We start from the raw sequence: 18,515 nt of genomic DNA, 5'->3' as shown, positions 1-18,515 counted from the left end.
CTTCCGCATTCCGCAGTATACCGAAGGACTTTCCGTTTCAAGTTGTCGAAGTGCCTACACATCCCTTGGATAGAAATTTCCAATCCTCAATAAATCTGCTACATAGAAGTTCACAATCTCCAATCACAGAAACTTCTTCTTTTCAAAAAGTTCGTATACTAAGGATCTTTTTTGTATACAGTCTTTCTAGAGTGAGTTGGGATTTCGAACCACCTTATTTGGAGGTAGAGAATAATGCAGATTTACATTTTTCTCCCAAAAGATTTTTGTTCTCTTGGAGGCAGCGGATAACAGCTGTTCCTCGATTGGAACAGTATTTCTCCTTATCTTCTTTGCAGGCCTCCATTCTTTGTCTTGCTTTATCCCTGACTTCCTGCAACAATTCTCTGCAGTCTTCGGAAAGATTTTCCTCATTCTTTTTCAAACAAGAGAGAACATCTCCTTTGGGACTTTCCTTACAGTATTTTTCTTTGTCTGCACGGCATTGATCCACATGTGAGTGAGTCGGTCCTTCTTCATGAGCGATAACTGGAAAATTGACCAAGGAAAAAAGGCACAAATACGCCGTAACTACTCTAATTCTGCCTTTATTTGAAGTTCTGGATAACATGATGACTAACCTCGTTGTAAGACCCTAACCATTTCTTTCGGTTTCATTTTTTCAGAAAGATAGAATTACTTCTGAAACGAAAAACCAAAGTCTAATAAGTGTTGAAAGGAATAAGGAGGACACGTTATTATTCGTCGGAATTGAGACAGAAAAATGTAAATGTTTCAGACTTCGATTAATAATAATGAATCGTACACAAACTTTCTATCATGTGAAATTTCTGAGGTCATGCTAACTGCTTCCTGTAGTCCTTCGAGGGACAAACTTTGGAAGAGCATTCGAGTCTCTGAGTTGCTTAGTATACTTTAAGGGAGGTTTTGCGAATCTCTTTTGCATAGCCCAGACCTGACGAAGAAGCTTTTTGTTTTTTCCTACCGTTATTTGAAAAAGAGTTTCGGTATTGGTCCAGGTAAGGAACACTATCCACCGACTTAAAAATAAAATAACACCTGACGGTGCATTAGAAATCGCAAGGCAAGGATATGGATTACGAAAAGGAAAAAAAGAAACTCCTCTCTGCGAAAACGCCAGAGCAGTACATTGAATTTTCCATCAAATCAAAACTAGAAGGACCCAAGAAGTCCAGTATTACCACAGAATGGTTAAATAAATCCGGTTATACAATAGATGACATAAAATATGCAAGGAATAGGCATCCTTTTTGGAGAGAGAAAAGAAACAAAGGCTCTTACGAAAGAAACAGCCGTCGTCTAGAACACCATAACTACTATAAGACGGACGAGAAGATCGTTTGGGATGATGCTAAACTTTCCAAGTTTTACGACCTTAACCAGGAAGGAAATGCGGATCATGAACTAGCAAGAATTTTCAAAACATCTATTCCAGCTGTGAATCATATTCGCAGAAAGTTCCGTTTTTCCTCCATTCTGTTGGAACTGGAAAAGAAGAAGCCAAACAAAGCTGCAGTTATCAAACTCAGCGGCCATTCAGAGTCCGTTCTGAAACGATTGATTAAAGAAAAAGGAAAAAAATAATCTTCCTGCCCGTCGATCTCTTCGAAAGACGGGCATTGTCAATAAATTTCAGGAGAGAATCTCCTAAAAGTCCTTCCTCAAGACGAATTCTTCCCTATTTTATAGGTTTTTACCGTACTTCCATTTTTGGTAAAAAGTTGCGCGTCATCTGCCTGAGAGAATCTTGGAACTGATCGTCCATGTATAAACAAATCAGCCGCTTTTACATTATATTCCTTCTGGTAATCTTCACTTCTTCCGCACTTTCTGCGGGACCTGTTCGCGAATTTTTAAGTTCCGACGGAAAATCCAAAACAAACCATGAGGAGGAAGAAGCTCCCAAAGAGTCCCCTTCTAAAAAAGAAATTCCTAGATCGGAAGAAACTTCTTCGCCTTCTCCTAAAATGGAAGCTAAGGTTAAAAAAGAAAAAGAAGAATCTGTGGCTTCTGCGGAAGCCTCTACTCATAAATCCAAAAGAGTACAACGTAGGAAAAAAGGCAGAACAAAGGTTTCTAAAAAGGAAAAGCAGGATATTAAAGAGAAAGAAAAAGAGACTGCTTCCAAAAAATACGAAAATTCTCTTCCTGGAGTTTCGGAACTTCCTCCTAAAACCCAATACGATACGAATAATCAAAATACAAATGCAGAACTAGGTCATGGAAAAGGGATCCCTGTTTTATGTTATCATCACTTGGTCGGAAACCAAGATCCGATGGGCGGATATAATTTAGATCCTAGCCTTTTAGAAGAACAATTTAAATATCTCAAATCTATAGGTTACCAAACGATCAGTTTGGACCAATTCTACCAATACCAACAAGGAAAGGCTGGCTCTGATTTCCCCGCTCGCCCTGTTCTTCTAACATTTGATGATGGATCTTTGACTCATAGAGATGTGCTGGTTCCTCTATTGAAAAAATACGGAATGAGAGCTTCTGTTTTTATTTATCCGACTGTGATCTCGAATCCTAGATACAAATTTTATCTTAGCTGGGCTCAATTAAAAGAGGCTCTAGACAGTGGAGTTTTGGATATAGGTTCTCATACCGTCTATCATCCAAAATTGCCTGCAATGTCTAGAGCAGAGATCAGAAGCCAACTCAAAGATTCCAAAGCAACTCTCGAGGCTAAAACCGGCAGAAAGATCCAAGACCTTGCTTATCCGTTCGGATTATTCGACGTACGAGTGATAGAAGAAGCCAAGGCCGCAGGTTATAGAATGGCATTCACTGTAAACCCTGGGAAAAATGTTCCAGGTACATATGCATATACCATCCATAGATCTTTGGTGACTTGGGGAATGTCTCAGTCCAGGTTCAATTCTATCCTAAGCGCTTCTCCTCCGGTCAAGATCCAACTGGGAGTTCTGGATGGTTCATGGGTCAAACCTGGAGATACTTTTCCAGTAATAGTAGAAGGATTAGAACCTAAGTCGGTAGCGATCAAGATCAGCGGGAAAGAAGGTATCGTACAAAGAAAAACGAATACGGAATATATTATTAGAATTCCTGAATTCAAAAAGACCACTTATCCTGCAATGACTGTGATTGGCAAAACCCTAACAGGCAAAAGAAGTGAAACTCAATTTTTATTCGTAAATAGAAAAGAGTTTAAAAAAGACCCCGACTAAAGGTTTATTTCGATTAAATTTTTGGGTTTCCTGAACTTTCTAAAGTTATATTTTATCTAGAAGAACCGTCAAAATCGTATCACTTCTGCGAAAGTTTTTTGACATCTCTAGGTAGGTAAGAATATTTTCGGTATGCCAAAAGATTCCGAGACATTCGAAAGAATCGAAACATCCAGGATCCGGAATCGCCGCCTTCCTCTTGTTTTATGGACGGCATTGTTTGTTCTCGCCCTCCCCTATTCTTTACTCGCAGATTCTGTTTCAGAACAGGGTCCCGTACTTCGTTTAGATTCTCATTCTGCAGGAAAGATCCCTCTCAGAGAAGAGATCTCTTATTTCAGAGACACAGAAGGAACTCTTACCTGGGAAGACATTTCCGCATCTGATTCCGAAGTTGAATTCAAAAAGAATTCGGATAGAATGCCGAATTTCGGATATGATTCTGCTCCTTATTGGCTCAAATTTTCTGTAGAAGCCGAGGAATCTCTTTCAGAAGAACGTTTTCTTACCTTAGAATATCCTCATATAGATTATGTGGACGTATATTGGAAAGACTCCAAAGGGAGAGAAGGTGAATTTCACACCGGAGACATGCTCCCCTTCAAGGAAAGACCCGTCGTAGAGAGATATTTCGTATTTCCCCTCACCTTAGAAGATAAGGGAAGGATAGAAGTGTTCATCCGAGTCAAGACCGAAGGATCTCTCACTCTTCCTCTTCAACTGGTTACTAAATCCAATCTGGATCATTCTTCTCGGATCTCATTACTCATAGATGGCATTTATTTTGGCGCCTTGGGAGTGATGGTCTTTTATAATTTCTTCCTATTCTTGGGCATTCGAGAAAAGACTTATATATATTATGTAATCCTAATTTTCGCTGTGACCTACTTTCTGGTCATGAGTTCCGGATACGGTTTCTGGTTCTTGGTCCCAAATTCTCCTAAATTTGTGAATTCTTCCTTTATCATGGCCACATGTATTGCAATGATATTTTTGGGCCTATTTGCAGAAGAATATCTCCAGACCAGGGACACTTATCCGATCCTGCATATATTCATTCGAGGGCTGACGATCGTATGGGCTATTGTGGCCGTTCTACCGGTATTTGTACCTTTAAAATATCTGATGCCTCTTACTTCGATCCTTCCTATTCCGGAAATACTGATACTGATGATCATTTCATTGGTCCAAAGTGTTCGAAAGGATAGAAAGGCCAGGATCTTCTTAAGTGCATGGATGTTCAGTTTGGTAGGTGTATTCATATTCTCGCTGAATAGACTTGGGCTTTTTGATTCGGAAGAAATCGCTTCCGGGATGTTGAAAATTGGAGTTTTGAGTAACGTCATCCTTCTTTCTTTGGGACTTGTAGATCGGATCAATACTTTCCAGAAAGAAAAAGAAGAGTATAAGGAAAAAGCGGATAAGTTATTTGAACTTTCTCTAATGGATCCTTTGACCGGGGTAGCTAATCGAAGATTTTTCGATCAGGAATTGGAAAGAGAATGGAACCGTTCTGTTAGGACGGAAAGACCACTTTCTCTTCTAATGATAGATGTGGACTTCTTCAAAGCGTATAACGATACTTACGGTCATTTGAAAGGTGACCAAGTACTCTTTCGAGTAGCCCAAGCCTTAAAAGAATGTTTAAACCGTTCTTCCGATATGATCGCAAGATATGGAGGAGAAGAATTCTCCGTCATTCTACCTGATACTCCTGTAGAAGGTGCGATCGTCGTTGCCTTGAACATGTTACAGACTGTGGAAGATATGGGGATACCTCATTCAGAGAGTACCTTTACTAGAGTCACTGTTTCTATAGGTGTTTCCAGCAATACGGATCGTGATATCCATTCGTACCAGGAATTATTAGGATTAGCGGATAAAAACCTATATGATTCAAAGGCATTCGGTCGAAATCATATACGTCATTAACCCTTTTCGAAACAATCGTTCGAGAAAGATATTCGGGAAAATCATGAAAATTTAATTTTTCCTGGACCCTCGGCCTAGTCGGGATTAAAATCGGTCCCCGCATGGAACCTCTCAAACTCCCCTTTCTAAATTCTCAAACATTATATTGGACTTTAAAATCCGCTACGGATACTTTTAAGGAACATCCTGCCCAATTCTTTAAACCGGATGGTAAAACTTATAAATCCGTAAACTTTAAAGAGCTGGGAGATATAGTTACCAGGATCGGCTTAGGTCTCGTTTCTATCGGAGTTAAAAAAGGAGAGAATGTAGGTTTGATCGCCGATTCCGGACATCGTTGGATTTGGGCGAGTATGGGTATTACGAATATTGGAAGTGTGGATGTGCCGAGAGGAACCGACTCCACACTCGAAGATCTGATCTATATATTAAATCATTCCAAAGCAGAAGTTTGTTTTGCAGGAAATTCAGAGGTGGTTCGTAAGATCAGTTCTTCTTTCTCATCATTTCCTCATTTAAAAACAGTCATTCTATTCGAATCTTCTCATCATTCCGAACAAAGACATCCATTCAAACTTTTACATTTAGATGATCTAATTTCTTTAGGAGACAGATGGATCGAAGAAAAAGGAGAATTAGAATTTCATTCTAGAGGAGAATCTATCCAAGAATCGGATCTTGCAACTATCGTTTATACTTCCGGGACCACAGGGCGCCCAAAGGGAGTTATGCTTACTCATAGGAATATAGTATTTAACGTAAACATGTCTTTGGCTTTGGACGATGTGCGTATTACTCCGGAAGATAGGACTATGGCTTATCTTCCTCCTTGGCATATCGCAGAGAGACTTATAGAAACCGCATGTGTTCGAGCAGGAGCTTCGGAAGCATTTACTTCTATTTCTAGTTTGGGACAGGATCTGCAGGATATCAAACCTACTTTCCTTCTTTCCGTGCCTAGAGTTTGGGAAAGTTTTTATAATAAGGTCCAAGACAAGTTGAAGGATGCTTCTCCCGTCGCTAAATTTATCTTCAAAAGTTTCCAATCTGCAGCAAATTCATATTATAAATATAAGAGTAGGCTTTTGGGTCTGGAGTTTGCTTTAAAACCTAGATCTTTTTTCGGGGAATTTTTTAATAGAATTGGCGGACTATTCGGTACATTCTTTTGGTTCGTACCGAATATCCTAGCTCAATTAGTGTTTTCTAAAATACGAAAAAGCCTAGGTGGCAAATTAAAATTTGCGATCTCAGGAGCGGGAGCACTTCCGGAGTACATAGATCGATTCTTCAACTCTATAGGAATTCCGATCTTAGAAGGATACGGAATGACTGAAACTAGCGGAGCTTCTACTAGAAGAAGGCTGAACAGGATTACAGTAGGTACTTTGGGAAAATGTATCCCTGGAGTGGAAATTAAAATCCTAGACGAAAAAGGAGAAGAGATCCACGAACCAGGAGTGAAAGGGATCGCTTGGCATAAAGGCGGTCATATTATGCAGGGGTATTATTTGGATCCTGAAAAAACCGCCGAGACCATGAAGGACGGATGGTTAAATTCAGGGGACCTTCTTCTTTGGACCTCTCAAGGAGAATTAAAATACGCGGGAAGAGCCAAAGATACAATCGTACTTTTAGGCGGAGAAAATTTGGAACCTGAGCCGATCGAGTTTGCTCTAACTCAAAGTGAGTTGATCCTACAGGCAATGATAGTGGGACATGACCAAAAAACGTTAAGCGCACTTTTGGTCCCGGATTGGGAAGCCTTGGACAAACAATTACGCGACTGGAAATCCAGATTATTACAAGAAATTTCGGATCCGAATTCCGATCCGGATGTCAGAGAATTGTTCAAAAAAGAGATTAAAGAGAGAGTTTCCTCTAAAAACGGTTTTAAAAATTTCGAAAAAGTATCTAATTTTTATCTTCTTCCGAAAAAATTCGAACCTGGAGACGAGCTGACCATGACGATGAAGGTGAAGAGAAACGTGGTCTCGGATAAATATAAGCGCCAAATCGATGAATTATTCAGATAAATCCGAGTTTGGCGTAACGAATCTTGGAAAAGATCGAATCCAAGATAAAGGAGATTTTATGCCGGTTTTGACTCAAACAGTAAAGAATCGATTGTCCACGATACTTTCCGTTTTTTCGGCGCTTGTATTTTTACAGACCTTATTTTTTAAATTCACCGGACAAGACGAATCCGTACATATCTTTTCCACATTAGGAATTGAACCTTGGGGACGGATCGGAACAGGCTCAGTGGAATTTTTCGTGGCAGCACTTCTGCTCTTCCCTCCTTCTAGATTTGTAGGAGCTTTAGTAGGTTTCGGATTAATGATCGGTGCGGTCTTATCTCATCTTTTATTTTTAGGAATAGTGATAGATGATGATGGAGGATTATTATTTGCGATGGCAGTCAGCGTTCTTATTTCCTGTATCATTATACTTAATCTAGAGTGGGACCACAGACCCCCCACCTAGTTCCAAAATTTCTATAAATTCTTTTATATTCTTATCTTTAAAAAAGGAACAGATACCCTAAACCTAGGTTCCAATTTTGAAGATAAGAAAAACATGAAAGCGCAGACCCCATTTTTCGTACTTCTATTCTTTCTATTTTCCCAATCCGTAAACGCGGCTCCTAACAAGTCGGTCAAAAAGAAGAAGGTCTGGCAACGCCAGACAGAAACCTCCGAAAAAAATTTTAACTCTCAGCAAGAACTCCAAGAGCATATTCTTACAACCATGGGATTCGGAAAGGGCCTCTCCTTCGAGACTTCTGATAAACAAAACTTTCTGAATATGAGAGTTCGTTTCCAAGAAAGAGCAGTCGAAACAATCCAACAAAAAGAAGGAGAAAAACAAACGGAAGGTTTGGAATTCCAAGCCAGAAGAGCCAGGCTCGTTTTTTCCGGGAATTTTTTAGGCAAGGATTGGCAGTATTACCTCCAATTATCTTTTTCTAATTTAGATATGGAAGAAGATAGGCCGGTTCCTTTAAGAGACGCTTCTCTATCTTATACAAAATTTAATAATGCGAATATAAAACTAGGACAAATGAAAGTACCTTATAATCGCCAAAGATTTATTTCAGATGGCCTTCAGGAATTTGTAGATAGAACAGTTTCAAATGAAGAATTGAATCTGGATAGAGATGTTGGAGTTTTGGTATCTTCTTCCAATCTATTCGGATGGAATTGTTTCGGATATTCTGCAGGCGTTTTTGGAGGAGAAGGAAGAAACCGAAGTTCCAACTCAAACGGAGTACTCACCAGCGGAAAAATTACCTATTATCCTTTGGGTGTTTTTTTAGATAATGGAGAACCTGATTTAGAACATTCTGAAAAACCTAAACTTGCAATCTCAATCGCAGGAGCAAATAATCAAAATACAAACAGAACACTTTCCACCCATGGAGATACGTATCAATTTGCAAAATTTGATTATTTGAATACCGGAGCAGAATTCTTATTTCAATGGAAAGGTTTCTCCGCTTCAGGAGAATATCTGACGAGAAAGGCAAACTCTCCTTTTATGGAAAAAGAGATCGGAAACAGAACTTTAACTGAATATTCCAGGTCCGTGAAGGGGGGATTTTTCCAATTAGGTTATCTTTTTAAGAACAATCTAGGAGTGGCGCTTAGATATTCCGAATATAGACCTTGGGGAAAAACAGATCCGAAACTTACTTATTCCAGAGAAAGAGGTGTTGCAGTTTCCTATTATCTCAAAGATCATAATCTAAAAATACAGGCAGATTACGCTTATTTGGAAGGAGGATATGTGGACAGTTTGGGTTCTCATAGGATCCGAGCCCAAATACAAGTGTTTTTATAAATGATCCATACGAAGACTTTCTAAAAAATGTAATCGTTTTTTTATATCGGAAAGTTTTTAGAAAGTCGATCCGAGTACCGAATCCGTTGACAATCTTGCAGGATTTCGTCTTATGGAAGTAAGGTATTATTCTACTAAATGAAATTTCGAAGAGGAAGACTTTATGATGCGTTTTTCATTTCGGATATCCATTATCTTCTAAATAAGAAGATAAAATCCCACAAACACAAAGAACTATTCCAGCTACTCGACCATTTAAACAAAAAAGAAGTCAGGTTCGACAATCTGTATCTAGTCGGGGACATTATTGAAAACTGGTTTTTCAGTGCGGATAGAAGATTACAAAGAGTAAAAGGCAAAAAAAGGTTTAATAAACTTTTTGAACGCCTAGACAGACTCGCTTCAGGCAACGGCAAAAAATATTATATCGTAGGGAACCACGATACCACTTCTTATCTAATGAGACTGACTCCTAAGGTAGAACATTATTTAATCGAAAGAGGTTGGATTATCTGCGAGAAGGCGGAGAATGAAACTCTAATCGCCATTCATGGCCACCAAGGCCAATATAATAAATTTACCTGGATGGGCTCGATTCTTGTGCTGAGGGTACTTCACGTATTCGCATCTGCATTTCCGGCAATGTTCAAATTTTCCGAAAACTTCTACCATAAACATTTAAACAGGCAAGACCCAAGTACTGTAGAAGAGACATTACACTATTATCAAAAACTTTCCAAACTCACCCACCAAGATAAGAAGGTCTTAATTTCGGGTCATACCCATGATTTCTTATGTATCCCTAAAATGAATATTATCAATACGGGGGACTGGGTGAAGAGTAATAGTTTCGTAATCCAGGATGGCAAAAAATTTTCCGGAATTCGGATGACTGCCAGAAAAGAATTCAAAAAAGAATTCGTCCTACATGTTTGATTGTTTTCCGATATTGTCGCTTCACACAAAGCTTAAATGTGGAGCCCCTAAAAACTAATTTGCAATTTCTTGCCTGTCGGCTATACTTCGGCGCATGTCCGAAGAACTATTTCTAGAATATCTAAACTTAATAGATGAACACGCTTGGCTTTTCTGGTCAGCGGTCGTTTTTCTTTTTTTATTCTGCGTTTTTATCCATGATATATTCCAGAAAAAACATACGATCAAACATAACTTTCCCATCGTAGGTCACATTAGATACTTATTCGAAAAGATAGGACCCGAGCTCAGACAATACTGGGTGGCAAATGATAAGGAGGAGATGCCCTTTAATAGAGCAGAAAGATCCTGGGTCTATGCCACATCCAAGATGCAAAATAATAATTTCGGTTTTGGAACTACGGAATTATTGTATGACGCAGGTTACCCGATCATCAAACATTCTGCTTTTCCGTTTGCTGACAGCAAAGCAAAGTTTATAGAAGGTGATAGTTCTATGATTCCGTCTCTCAAAGTAATGGGAGAATTCAGAAACAGAAAAAAATTATATAGACCTGCCTCCGTTGTAAATATTTCCGCGATGTCTTACGGATCTCTAGGAGAAAGAGCGGTATCTTCGCTCAATAAAGGAGCAAAGATCGCACGCTGTTATCATAATACGGGAGAAGGTGGGCTTTCTCCTTATCATAATTTCGGCGCTGACGTTGTGTGGCAATTGGGTACAGGTTACTTCGGAGCAAGAGACGAAAAAGGTAAATTCTCCTTAGATCAGTTCCTAAAACGTTTAGATGCGAATCCGAATGTGAGGGCGATAGAGATTAAACTTTCCCAAGGCGCTAAGCCTGGAAAAGGAGGAATATTGCCGGGAGCAAAAGTCACTAAAGAGATCGCAGAAATCAGAGGAATCAAACCTGGGCAAGACTGTATTTCGCCTAATGCACATACCGAGTTCGACGATGTAAAAAGCCTGATCGAATTTATAGAAAAATTAGCGTCTACCTCCGGACTTCCCGTGGGGATAAAAAGTGCAGTGGGAGAATCTAAGTTTTGGGAAGAACTTGCGAGTCGGATGAGAGAAACAGGCCAAGGTCCTGATTTCATTACCATCGACGGAGGAGAAGGAGGAACAGGAGCAGCACCCTTAACGTTTACCGATCACGTCTCCCTTCCTTTTAAGGTGGGATTTGCTAGAGTATATAAGATTTTTCAAAAGTACGAAATCGCGGACAGAGTGGTCTGGATCGGGAGTGGCAAATTAGGCTTTCCGGACAGAGCTATAGTCGCATTCGCAATGGGTTGCGATCTGATCCATGTGGCAAGAGAGACTATGATGTCTATCGGCTGTATCCAGGCCCAAAAATGTCATACGGGACATTGCCCTGCAGGGGTAGCTACACAAAGTAAATGGTTACAAGCCGGTTTAGATGTGGAGTTAAAAGCAAAACGTGCAGCAAACTATATCAAAGGATTTAGAAAAGAATTATTATCAGTAGCACATGCTTGCGGATACGAACACCCTCTTCAATTCACAGGGAACGATATAGAGATTGGAGCTGGTCAAAATAGATTCAGGACCTTGACTGAAGTTTTGGAATACGAAAGAGCTCCGATAAGATTCACCACTATGATGGATTATACGAGCAATATCACCGCACTCGGTTAGTTTTTAAATCGCTTGCATTAGGCCGGGTCCCTGTAAATATTTGCGGGACCCGAATGAAACTGATCTCATCCTTTTTTCAAAATTTCTGGAACTTTCTACGTTCCCCTAAGGAAGAACTTCAAAAAAAAGGCCCCTTCCCTGGATATCCGAACCTATTCATTACAACTTCTATCCCGATCTTGATTGGATATTTTTTCGCACATCTTTCTTTTCACGCATTAGGATTACAATACGTGTTTTTAGGCGGGTCCATTCTGAATATGTTTACCAGAGTGATCCTACCGGATTTATTTTTCGGAACCCTATATGCATTACTCTATACTCTGATTTATTTAGCAGCCGGAACTGGAATACTCTGGGGAGTTTCTCAAATTTTCTCGTACTCGTTTGAGACCAATAGAGGGTTAGAATTAAGTTCCAAACTCTCTTATCCTTTCTTAATCTTAGGGTTACTGATTTTTTTCGGATTTACAGGGATTTTTGGATCCATCGTATATTTGATATTCTTTATATACTTTTCTTTTCTGGTCATACTAGTCCTATTCTATGGAATAGAAGCAGGGCAAAGGATAAGTATCATTTCCGGCTTGATTATAGGATTGATTTCTTACGGGATCTTTTTCTTAAAAGACAATACGCAGATGGACAATCTCACTCTGCCTAGCCAGCCGGAAACAATGACCCCGGAAGAAGAAAGAGAGAAAATACAGGAAGCGGAAGACGTAATCCGAAAATTAGAAGATGCCCGTAAAGAAAAAGGCTATAACAACTAGTATATTCAAAAAGGATAAATAATGGCAAGAGTTCAATTGGATCTGCCTGAAAAATTGGCCTGGTCCACCAGCTTAAATATCAGGATTTATGATACAAATTTTGCAGGACATTTAGCTCATGATAGAGTGGTTTCTCTTTTACATGAATCCAGAGCAAGATTATTCAGAGAAAAAGGATTTTCCGAATTAGACGTAAATGGACACGGAATCATTCTCACTGACTTAGTGGTAGAATACAAAGCTGAGGCATTTTTCGGAGACCAAATCAGAGTGGAGATCGGGGCGGGGGATTTCAGCGCGAAAGGTTGCGATCTATATTACAGAATGATTCATACGGATGGACCTATTAACGGTAAGCTTGTATGTAATGCAAAAACAGGACTCGTATTTATGGATTATTCTACTCGAACAGTCAGCAATATTCCGGAAGTTTTTAAGTCCTGGTTTTGACAAATATACTAAAACAAAGTATATTTCTTTTTCTTAATAAGAATTGCAGCTTTTTTAATTTAACTTTTTCTTTTTATCCGAGTGATAAGTTAGTGCAAAAGAAATACATTGTTTTAATTCCTTTTCAGGGATCTTAGTATTTTCGGAAAAGATAATACTCCTATTTCCTTCAAAGCGGAATTTTTTAGGATATAATTTCCTAAATCTGGAGATCAGATCCGTTTGGCAATGGAAGAAGATCGCATATTCTTTCGACTCCCCTTTTAAGGCGTCGATCCGGATTGTAGTCCCACTTTTGGATTCGGGAGTGATATAACTGGGCTGCCCCCATTTTAGCACTTCTTCTACCTTGCCTACTCCTTGTGCTTCTTTTGCAGTTTCAAAAATCAATTCTCTTAAATGAAATAATTTCTCTCGTACAGAAGGAGAGTAATCTGCGAAGGTTTCAGCGACGTCTTGGTTGGTGAATTTTTGAAAATGATTCTTTTTTTGGGTCATGGCTTTTATGATCGTGTTTGTAGAAACTATTTTATCACAAAATTAGAATACTTAAATACTAACTGCGCAAGCTTGTGCACATCTAATCCCGTCCATGGCAGCGGATACTATTCCACCCGCATAACCGGCTCCTTCGCCGCAAGGGTACAACCCTTTAATACGAATATGTTCCAAAGATTCCGAGTCCCTGGGAATACTAACAGGAGAAGAAGTCCTGGTCTCTGGGGCATGGACCACGGCCTCGTTGGTTAGATATCCTTTCATGGATTTATCAAATTCCTTAAATCCGTTTTGCAAGGCTTTCATTATAAATTTAGGAAGTACGGAAGAAAGATCCGCAGATATAATTCCAGGAGGATAAGAAGTTTTAGGAAGATCGGAAGAAATTTTGCCTTCTACAAAATCCGCGAGTCTAGTGGCAGGAGCAGTTTGGGTTTTTCCTCCAGTGATCCAGGCCTTCTGTTCTATCTCCCTTTGGAATTCCATTGCAGCCAGTGGACCATATTTCTGGAAAGGTAGAAAATCCTCTTGTCGGAGCTCCACTACTATTCCCGAATTTGCAGTTGGCCTTGCCCTTCTAGAAGAAGACCATCCATTAGTCACAACTTCTCCCGGTCTTGTGGCGCAGGCGGCAATCACTCCTCCAGGACACATGCAGAAAGAGTATACTCCCCTTCCCTGAATCTGTTTTACAATACTGTAAGGTGAAGGAGGAAGAAAAGGTCCTCTATCCTCACAACTATACTGGATGGAGTCTATTAAGGATTGTTTATGTTCTACTCTTACTCCTATTGCTAGAGGTTTTAAATGGATCTCTATTCCTTTATGATAAAGTAATTCGAATATATCTCTGGCGGAATGCCCTGTAGCTAAGATCACTTTATCGGAGAGAAAACGATCTCCATTCTTCGTAACCACACCTTTGATAGAATTCCCATCCAAGATCAAATCAGTCACTCTTTGGTTGAAATGGACTTCTCCACCTCTTTCTTGGATGGTTTCCCTCATTTTACGGACAATACTTGGAAGTTTGTTGGTCCCTATATGGGGATGTGCTTCTATTAGAATATTAGGATTTGCTCCAAAACCCACAAGTAGCTCTAGAATACGACGGACGTTACCTCTTTTCTTGGATCTTGTATAAAGTTTACCGTCTGAATAAGTGCCTGCCCCACCTTCTCCAAAACAATAATTAGAATCCTCATCCACGATATGATGTGCATTGATATTCTGAAGATCTTTTGGTCTTGATTTGACGTCCTTTCCTCTTTCGAGAACGATCGGTTTCAAACCGGATTCAATGAGTTCCAGTGCGGAGAATAAACCTGCAGGCCCTGCACCGATTACGATCACTTCTTTAGAATTTTTAACATCCGGATAATTAGGAAGACTGATCTGTTCAGAAACAAATTCCTCGTTGATATAAACTCGGACTTTGAGATTAACAAAAACAGTTTTTTGTCTGGCATCAATAGAATGATTTAAGACCTCAATATGTGTTATATCCGACATAGAGATCTTTTTAGATTTAGAGATATATTCTGTGAGCCGATTCGGTTGTTCGGCGATCTCAGGCAAAAGCCTAAGTTCTAATTCTTGGGTCATAGTTCAGGACCAAAAGTTTTAGGATTTGTATGTAATGGAATTAAAAAAGAAGGGAAGAAGGAGGCAAGGAATTTTAAGGAGGGTTTGGAATAAATCGAAAGTAGAGTTTATACCGAAAATGAAGATTCCGGAGGAAGATCAAAATTAGAATCGCAAAAATCCTAGAATCACCGCTAAGTTGGTAAACCAGGTAGATCTTGAAAGTAACGGACCGACAAAAGAAAAAATTCTTAAAGTCCCTTAGACAAGCAAGGATCGAAGCAGGATTAAGTCAATCGGATGTCGCTCGAAAGATCGGGACTAGTCAAAGTTTCATTTCTAAAATAGAATCGGGAAGGATATCTTTAGAAGTTGAGATATTTCTAAAATTATATCAATTGTACGATAAACCTGCGGTATATTTTTTCTCCGCATTCTCTCGGAAATAAGAACTTACTTCTGAACTTCTCCCCTATTCTTTATAAACTTTTGGATGGTTTCTAACTGAGATTCGGAAACGAATAAATCAATTGCGTCATTCGCACTATACAATCTGTATTGGAGCGATTTAGCGGAAAGAATATCATTTTCCATTTCCTTCGTAAAAGTCAATTTCCCGGAAAGAATATTAGAAGTTAAGGTAGAAGTCCGAGTCGTAGTTGCAGGAACTGTACTGTAGCCAAAGCCAATTCCTGGTCCCATGTTTGCTGGAACCTGAGTACGAACAGTTACCTGATTAGCAAAATAATTAGAATCCAATAGAACAAGTTTCGTGGATTTACGATCTATTTTGATATAAGCTTCCGGTCCCAATGCAGCAAGAGTTTCGGAACCTTGGATTCGGATGATCAAAGTAATTTGGGAAATGACCCCATTCTTAATTTCTTTTGCGTATTGACCTCCGTAAGAATAAACGTTTTTATTCGGATTATCCACTTTTGCTTCATGGTCCATGTCCATTTTGACGATCGTGATATCTCTAAATGGATCTTGGACGACTTGGATCGTAGTGCCGCAATAGATACAAAAGAACAGAAGGAAGAATATTAAGAATTTATACTTCAAGTTTCCCCGATTTTTTTAGATCATTCTTTCACAATTTAAAAAGAAGAACAGAACTAATCAATATATCCTATAAATCGGAAGAACAGTCACGATGCAAATTTTTCCTTAGTTAGGATCATCTACATCGCGACTTCATTACTTATTTCTGCCAGGGGGTTACTTCTCTCAACTTAGGAAATCTGAGATAAAGTCCAGCCCATAGAATAATTCCCATATAGGTAGGGAATAAAATATGAGAACCTAATGGATTTAAAACACGAACATGAGTGGCAACTGCTCCGCCCAAATAACCGGTGAGTAAGGTCGCTCCTAAAACCGCAGTCCTAGGAAATGCATATAACAAAGTACTAACGATCAGAATCATTCCTAAGTAAGGCATTACTTCAGGTGGATAGCCTAGTTTAGCTCCTTCTGCTTGAGCATCCGGCGGCAGTTTGTCCAAGAAAAATTTCATTACTCCGTCAAAAAGTAGAAAGAGTGTAACTAATCCACTGAGTACTCGACCGGTCCAGAGTTGGCCTTTCGATACGTTTTCAGATCCCATTCTATATTTCCTCCAAATGAGAGGGCAATTCTGGAATCTTCGGTGGAAAAGTTCAAGAACTATTACAAGAATTTTTAATTCGATTTTGTAACAATCAAATCTTTGTCGCAAAGATTGCTACTTATCGATGTTGAGCCTAGAAAATTATTTCTTTTTCGTTTTCTTAGGGACCTTCTTCTTAAATTCTCCTACCCTGAATTTCACAATCTTACGAACCAGATCCATAGGTAAAGGTTGATCGATCGGAAATTGGACAGAACCTTTTGCATTTTTGTATTTATCAATTTCTTTCTTAAATTTGGCAATACCGCTTGCTCCCGGATAGAAGCCGATATGATTTTTATAAGCGGCAAAATGGACTAAATTCCCATTTAAATAGAAAGTGGGGATTTGATAGCTGATCTTCTCACTTGCTTCCGGAGCTTCTTCTTGGATCACTTTTCTGAGCTCCTGAAGAATGGACTGGACCTCTTTCGGAAAAGTTTTGATGTATTCGTCAATTAATTGGAATGTGTTTTTTGTCTTATCCATATATAGGCCTGAAAAAAATTTGGACCTTATGGGTAAGGTCCGTTCGATCTAATTTATTTTTTCTTAATGATCAATATTCCTGCGAGATAACTTGTCGGAATATAAGCTCCAACCAGATCTAGGACATTAAACCAAGCAGGCGAAGGGAGCATTAAAACGTTTGCGGTCCCGCCAGCTAAAAAGAAGGCTCCTATCACCAAAGCAAATTTGAGTTTATGATTTGTTACAAGAAAAGCTGTAACTATCGCCCCCACGAATGTTCCAAGAGCATGAGCTAAAAAGGGAAATATAAAATGTTTGGGTTGGAACAAATGAATGGAAGCCTTTAGTCCTTCCATTGTGGTCACATCAGCACCTTCAGGAGGAGGAATAATACTCCCGCTGATTGTAATAAGTCCCATATTTACTACACTTCCTATAAAAAGGCCGGCAATCACGGATAAGGTATTTCTAACATAAGGATTCATAATCTAATGCTCCACGATTCAAAAAATGAATGATTTAAAAGGCTTATTAAAACAATGCAAGTGCAAAATTATCCTCCTATTCCCTATAAACCGATCTTTTAGCCAATAGCCAACCTCAGAAAGTTTCAAAAATTTATTAAACCAACTAGTTTAATATTTGACAATCCGAGGCTAAGGTCAATTTATTCAACTAAATGGTTGTATTTCATAAAAATGAACAAAGGTTGGATCGAGTATTCGCTGCTCTTGCGGATAGTTCAAGAAGGCAAATGCTTGCAAAATTGCGAAAAAGGCCCCTCACCATTTCAGAGTTAGCAGAACCTTTTTCTATGTCATTTGCGGGAGTGGCTAAACATATAGATGTACTTACATCGGCTGGCTTAGTTCGTAAAGTGCGAGACCAAGAAGACGGTCGTAGCTTCCGACTTGAACTACAAAACCAATCTCTAATGGAAGCTTCTGCATGGCTTACATATCATCAGGAATTTTGGGCTAACAAACTCGATAGACTAGAATCTTTTATAGAGGAGCAGGATCATGATAAACCAGGTCATAAAAATAGAAAAAAGAATTAACGCAGAACCGATTAGATTGTTTCGAGCCTGGCTAAAAGCGGAAGAATTTTCCAGTTGGTTTTTACCAGGGAGTTCAATCGGGATTGAGTCTGCCATATTGGATCCTCGCCCGGGTGGTAAATTTAAAATCAATATGTTACATGAAGGTAAAGTTCTTCCTCATGAAGGTGAATATCAGATCATCGAAGAGCCGAAAAAGTTGGTATTTACTTGGAGATCACATGCAACGGAAGGCTTAGATACATTAGTCACAGTTACTTTCGATCTCTTACAAGAAGAATTTTTAAATACAAACAAGAAACCTCAAACACTCATAACGTTAATCCATGAACGTTTAATAGGAGAAGATGCAGCCACTTCCCATAAGGCAGGATGGACCCATATTCTGGACAGCCTTGAGAAATGGCAGGTCGGAAAAAAAGAATAGAGCACTTTTATC

General features: G+C 39.2%; 20 protein-coding genes. 13 read left to right on the top strand and 7 right to left on the bottom strand.

Annotation, left to right across the window (positions count from 1 at the left end; translation table 11 throughout):
- Positions 1-214: 214 nt before the first annotated feature.
- Entirely contained in the window at positions 215-610 is a 396-nt protein-coding gene (locus tag CH365_RS13250) for a hypothetical protein (protein ID WP_100769058.1), read from the bottom strand.
- A 482-nt stretch (positions 611-1,092) separates the two neighbouring features.
- Between CH365_RS13250 and CH365_RS13245 the strand changes: the two genes are divergently transcribed.
- The 10 genes from CH365_RS13245 to CH365_RS13200 all read left to right on the top strand — a co-directional run bounded on the left by CH365_RS13245 (position 1,093) and on the right by CH365_RS13200 (position 12,812).
- Entirely contained in the window at positions 1,093-1,605 is a 513-nt protein-coding gene (locus CH365_RS13245) for an LB099 family protein (RefSeq protein WP_100769057.1), read from the top strand.
- Positions 1,606-1,784: 179 nt separating this feature from the next.
- Positions 1,785-3,215, top strand: a complete 1,431-nt coding sequence (locus CH365_RS13240) for a polysaccharide deacetylase family protein (RefSeq protein ID WP_100769056.1) — start codon at positions 1,785-1,787, stop codon at positions 3,213-3,215.
- A gap of 132 nt (positions 3,216-3,347) precedes the next feature.
- Entirely contained in the window at positions 3,348-5,147 is a 1,800-nt protein-coding gene (locus tag CH365_RS13235) for a diguanylate cyclase (RefSeq protein ID WP_100769055.1), read from the top strand.
- Positions 5,148-5,248: 101 nt separating this feature from the next.
- Positions 5,249-7,183 carry an AMP-dependent synthetase/ligase gene (locus CH365_RS13230; protein ID WP_100769054.1) on the top strand — a complete coding sequence of 645 codons (1,935 nt, stop codon included), beginning with the start codon at positions 5,249-5,251 and terminating at the stop codon, positions 7,181-7,183.
- A 58-nt stretch (positions 7,184-7,241) separates the two neighbouring features.
- On the top strand, positions 7,242-7,634 hold the full coding sequence (locus CH365_RS13225) for a DoxX family protein (RefSeq protein ID WP_208861214.1): 393 nt from the start codon (positions 7,242-7,244) through the stop codon (positions 7,632-7,634).
- A 93-nt stretch (positions 7,635-7,727) separates the two neighbouring features.
- A complete protein-coding gene (locus CH365_RS13220) occupies positions 7,728-8,990 on the top strand; it encodes a porin (RefSeq protein ID WP_100769052.1) in 1,263 nt (420 codons plus the stop codon).
- A gap of 138 nt (positions 8,991-9,128) precedes the next feature.
- Positions 9,129-9,926, top strand: a complete 798-nt coding sequence (locus CH365_RS13215) for a UDP-2,3-diacylglucosamine diphosphatase (RefSeq protein WP_100769051.1) — start codon at positions 9,129-9,131, stop codon at positions 9,924-9,926.
- A gap of 94 nt (positions 9,927-10,020) precedes the next feature.
- A complete protein-coding gene (locus tag CH365_RS13210) occupies positions 10,021-11,589 on the top strand; it encodes an FMN-binding glutamate synthase family protein (protein WP_100769050.1) in 1,569 nt (522 codons plus the stop codon).
- Between the two features lie 53 nt (positions 11,590-11,642).
- Positions 11,643-12,362 (top strand): hypothetical protein, encoded by a 720-nt coding sequence (locus CH365_RS13205; RefSeq protein WP_100769049.1) that lies wholly within the window; start codon positions 11,643-11,645, stop codon positions 12,360-12,362.
- Between the two features lie 21 nt (positions 12,363-12,383).
- Positions 12,384-12,812, top strand: a complete 429-nt coding sequence (locus tag CH365_RS13200) for an acyl-CoA thioesterase (RefSeq protein WP_100769048.1) — start codon at positions 12,384-12,386, stop codon at positions 12,810-12,812.
- Between the two features lie 54 nt (positions 12,813-12,866).
- On the opposite strand, the gene CH365_RS13195 is transcribed toward CH365_RS13200, so the two are convergent.
- Together CH365_RS13195 and CH365_RS13190 are read right to left on the bottom strand one after the other, a co-directional pair.
- Positions 12,867-13,310, bottom strand: coding sequence for a DUF1801 domain-containing protein (locus CH365_RS13195; protein WP_100769047.1), 444 nt, complete (start codon positions 13,308-13,310; stop codon positions 12,867-12,869).
- A 51-nt stretch (positions 13,311-13,361) separates the two neighbouring features.
- On the bottom strand, positions 13,362-14,915 hold the full coding sequence (locus tag CH365_RS13190; RefSeq protein WP_100769046.1) for an NAD(P)/FAD-dependent oxidoreductase: 1,554 nt from the start codon (positions 14,913-14,915) through the stop codon (positions 13,362-13,364).
- Between the two features lie 197 nt (positions 14,916-15,112).
- On the opposite strand from CH365_RS13190, the gene CH365_RS13185 reads away from it, so the two are divergent.
- On the top strand, positions 15,113-15,343 hold the full coding sequence (locus CH365_RS13185; RefSeq protein ID WP_100769045.1) for a helix-turn-helix domain-containing protein: 231 nt from the start codon (positions 15,113-15,115) through the stop codon (positions 15,341-15,343).
- Positions 15,344-15,347: 4 nt separating this feature from the next.
- On the opposite strand, the gene CH365_RS13180 is transcribed toward CH365_RS13185, so the two are convergent.
- The 4 genes from CH365_RS13180 to CH365_RS13165 all read right to left on the bottom strand — a co-directional run bounded on the left by CH365_RS13180 (position 15,348) and on the right by CH365_RS13165 (position 17,501).
- Entirely contained in the window at positions 15,348-15,959 is a 612-nt protein-coding gene (locus CH365_RS13180; protein WP_244283192.1) for a hypothetical protein, read from the bottom strand.
- A 139-nt stretch (positions 15,960-16,098) separates the two neighbouring features.
- Positions 16,099-16,503 (bottom strand): DoxX family protein, encoded by a 405-nt coding sequence (locus CH365_RS13175; protein ID WP_100769044.1) that lies wholly within the window; start codon positions 16,501-16,503, stop codon positions 16,099-16,101.
- 144 nt (positions 16,504-16,647) lie between these two features.
- Positions 16,648-17,034 carry an iron chaperone gene (locus CH365_RS13170; RefSeq protein ID WP_100769043.1) on the bottom strand — a complete coding sequence of 129 codons (387 nt, stop codon included), beginning with the start codon at positions 17,032-17,034 and terminating at the stop codon, positions 16,648-16,650.
- A gap of 53 nt (positions 17,035-17,087) precedes the next feature.
- Positions 17,088-17,501, bottom strand: a complete 414-nt coding sequence (locus CH365_RS13165) for a hypothetical protein (RefSeq protein ID WP_100769042.1) — start codon at positions 17,499-17,501, stop codon at positions 17,088-17,090.
- Between the two features lie 194 nt (positions 17,502-17,695).
- Between CH365_RS13165 and CH365_RS13160 the strand changes: the two genes are divergently transcribed.
- Together CH365_RS13160 and CH365_RS13155 are read left to right on the top strand one after the other, a co-directional pair.
- Entirely contained in the window at positions 17,696-18,076 is a 381-nt protein-coding gene (locus CH365_RS13160) for an ArsR/SmtB family transcription factor (RefSeq protein ID WP_100769041.1), read from the top strand.
- Positions 18,039-18,503 (top strand): SRPBCC family protein, encoded by a 465-nt coding sequence (locus CH365_RS13155; RefSeq protein ID WP_100769040.1) that lies wholly within the window; start codon positions 18,039-18,041, stop codon positions 18,501-18,503. Before CH365_RS13160 ends, CH365_RS13155 begins: the two co-directional genes overlap by 38 nt.
- The last annotated feature ends 12 nt before the right edge of the window (positions 18,504-18,515 follow it).

Origin of the sequence: Leptospira neocaledonica, from assembly GCF_002812205.1 — a bacterium.
GTDB lineage: Bacteria > Spirochaetota > Leptospiria > Leptospirales > Leptospiraceae > Leptospira_B > Leptospira_B neocaledonica.
Note: the sequence above shows the minus strand (reverse complement) of the source record. Positions and strands in the feature narration are given on the sequence as shown.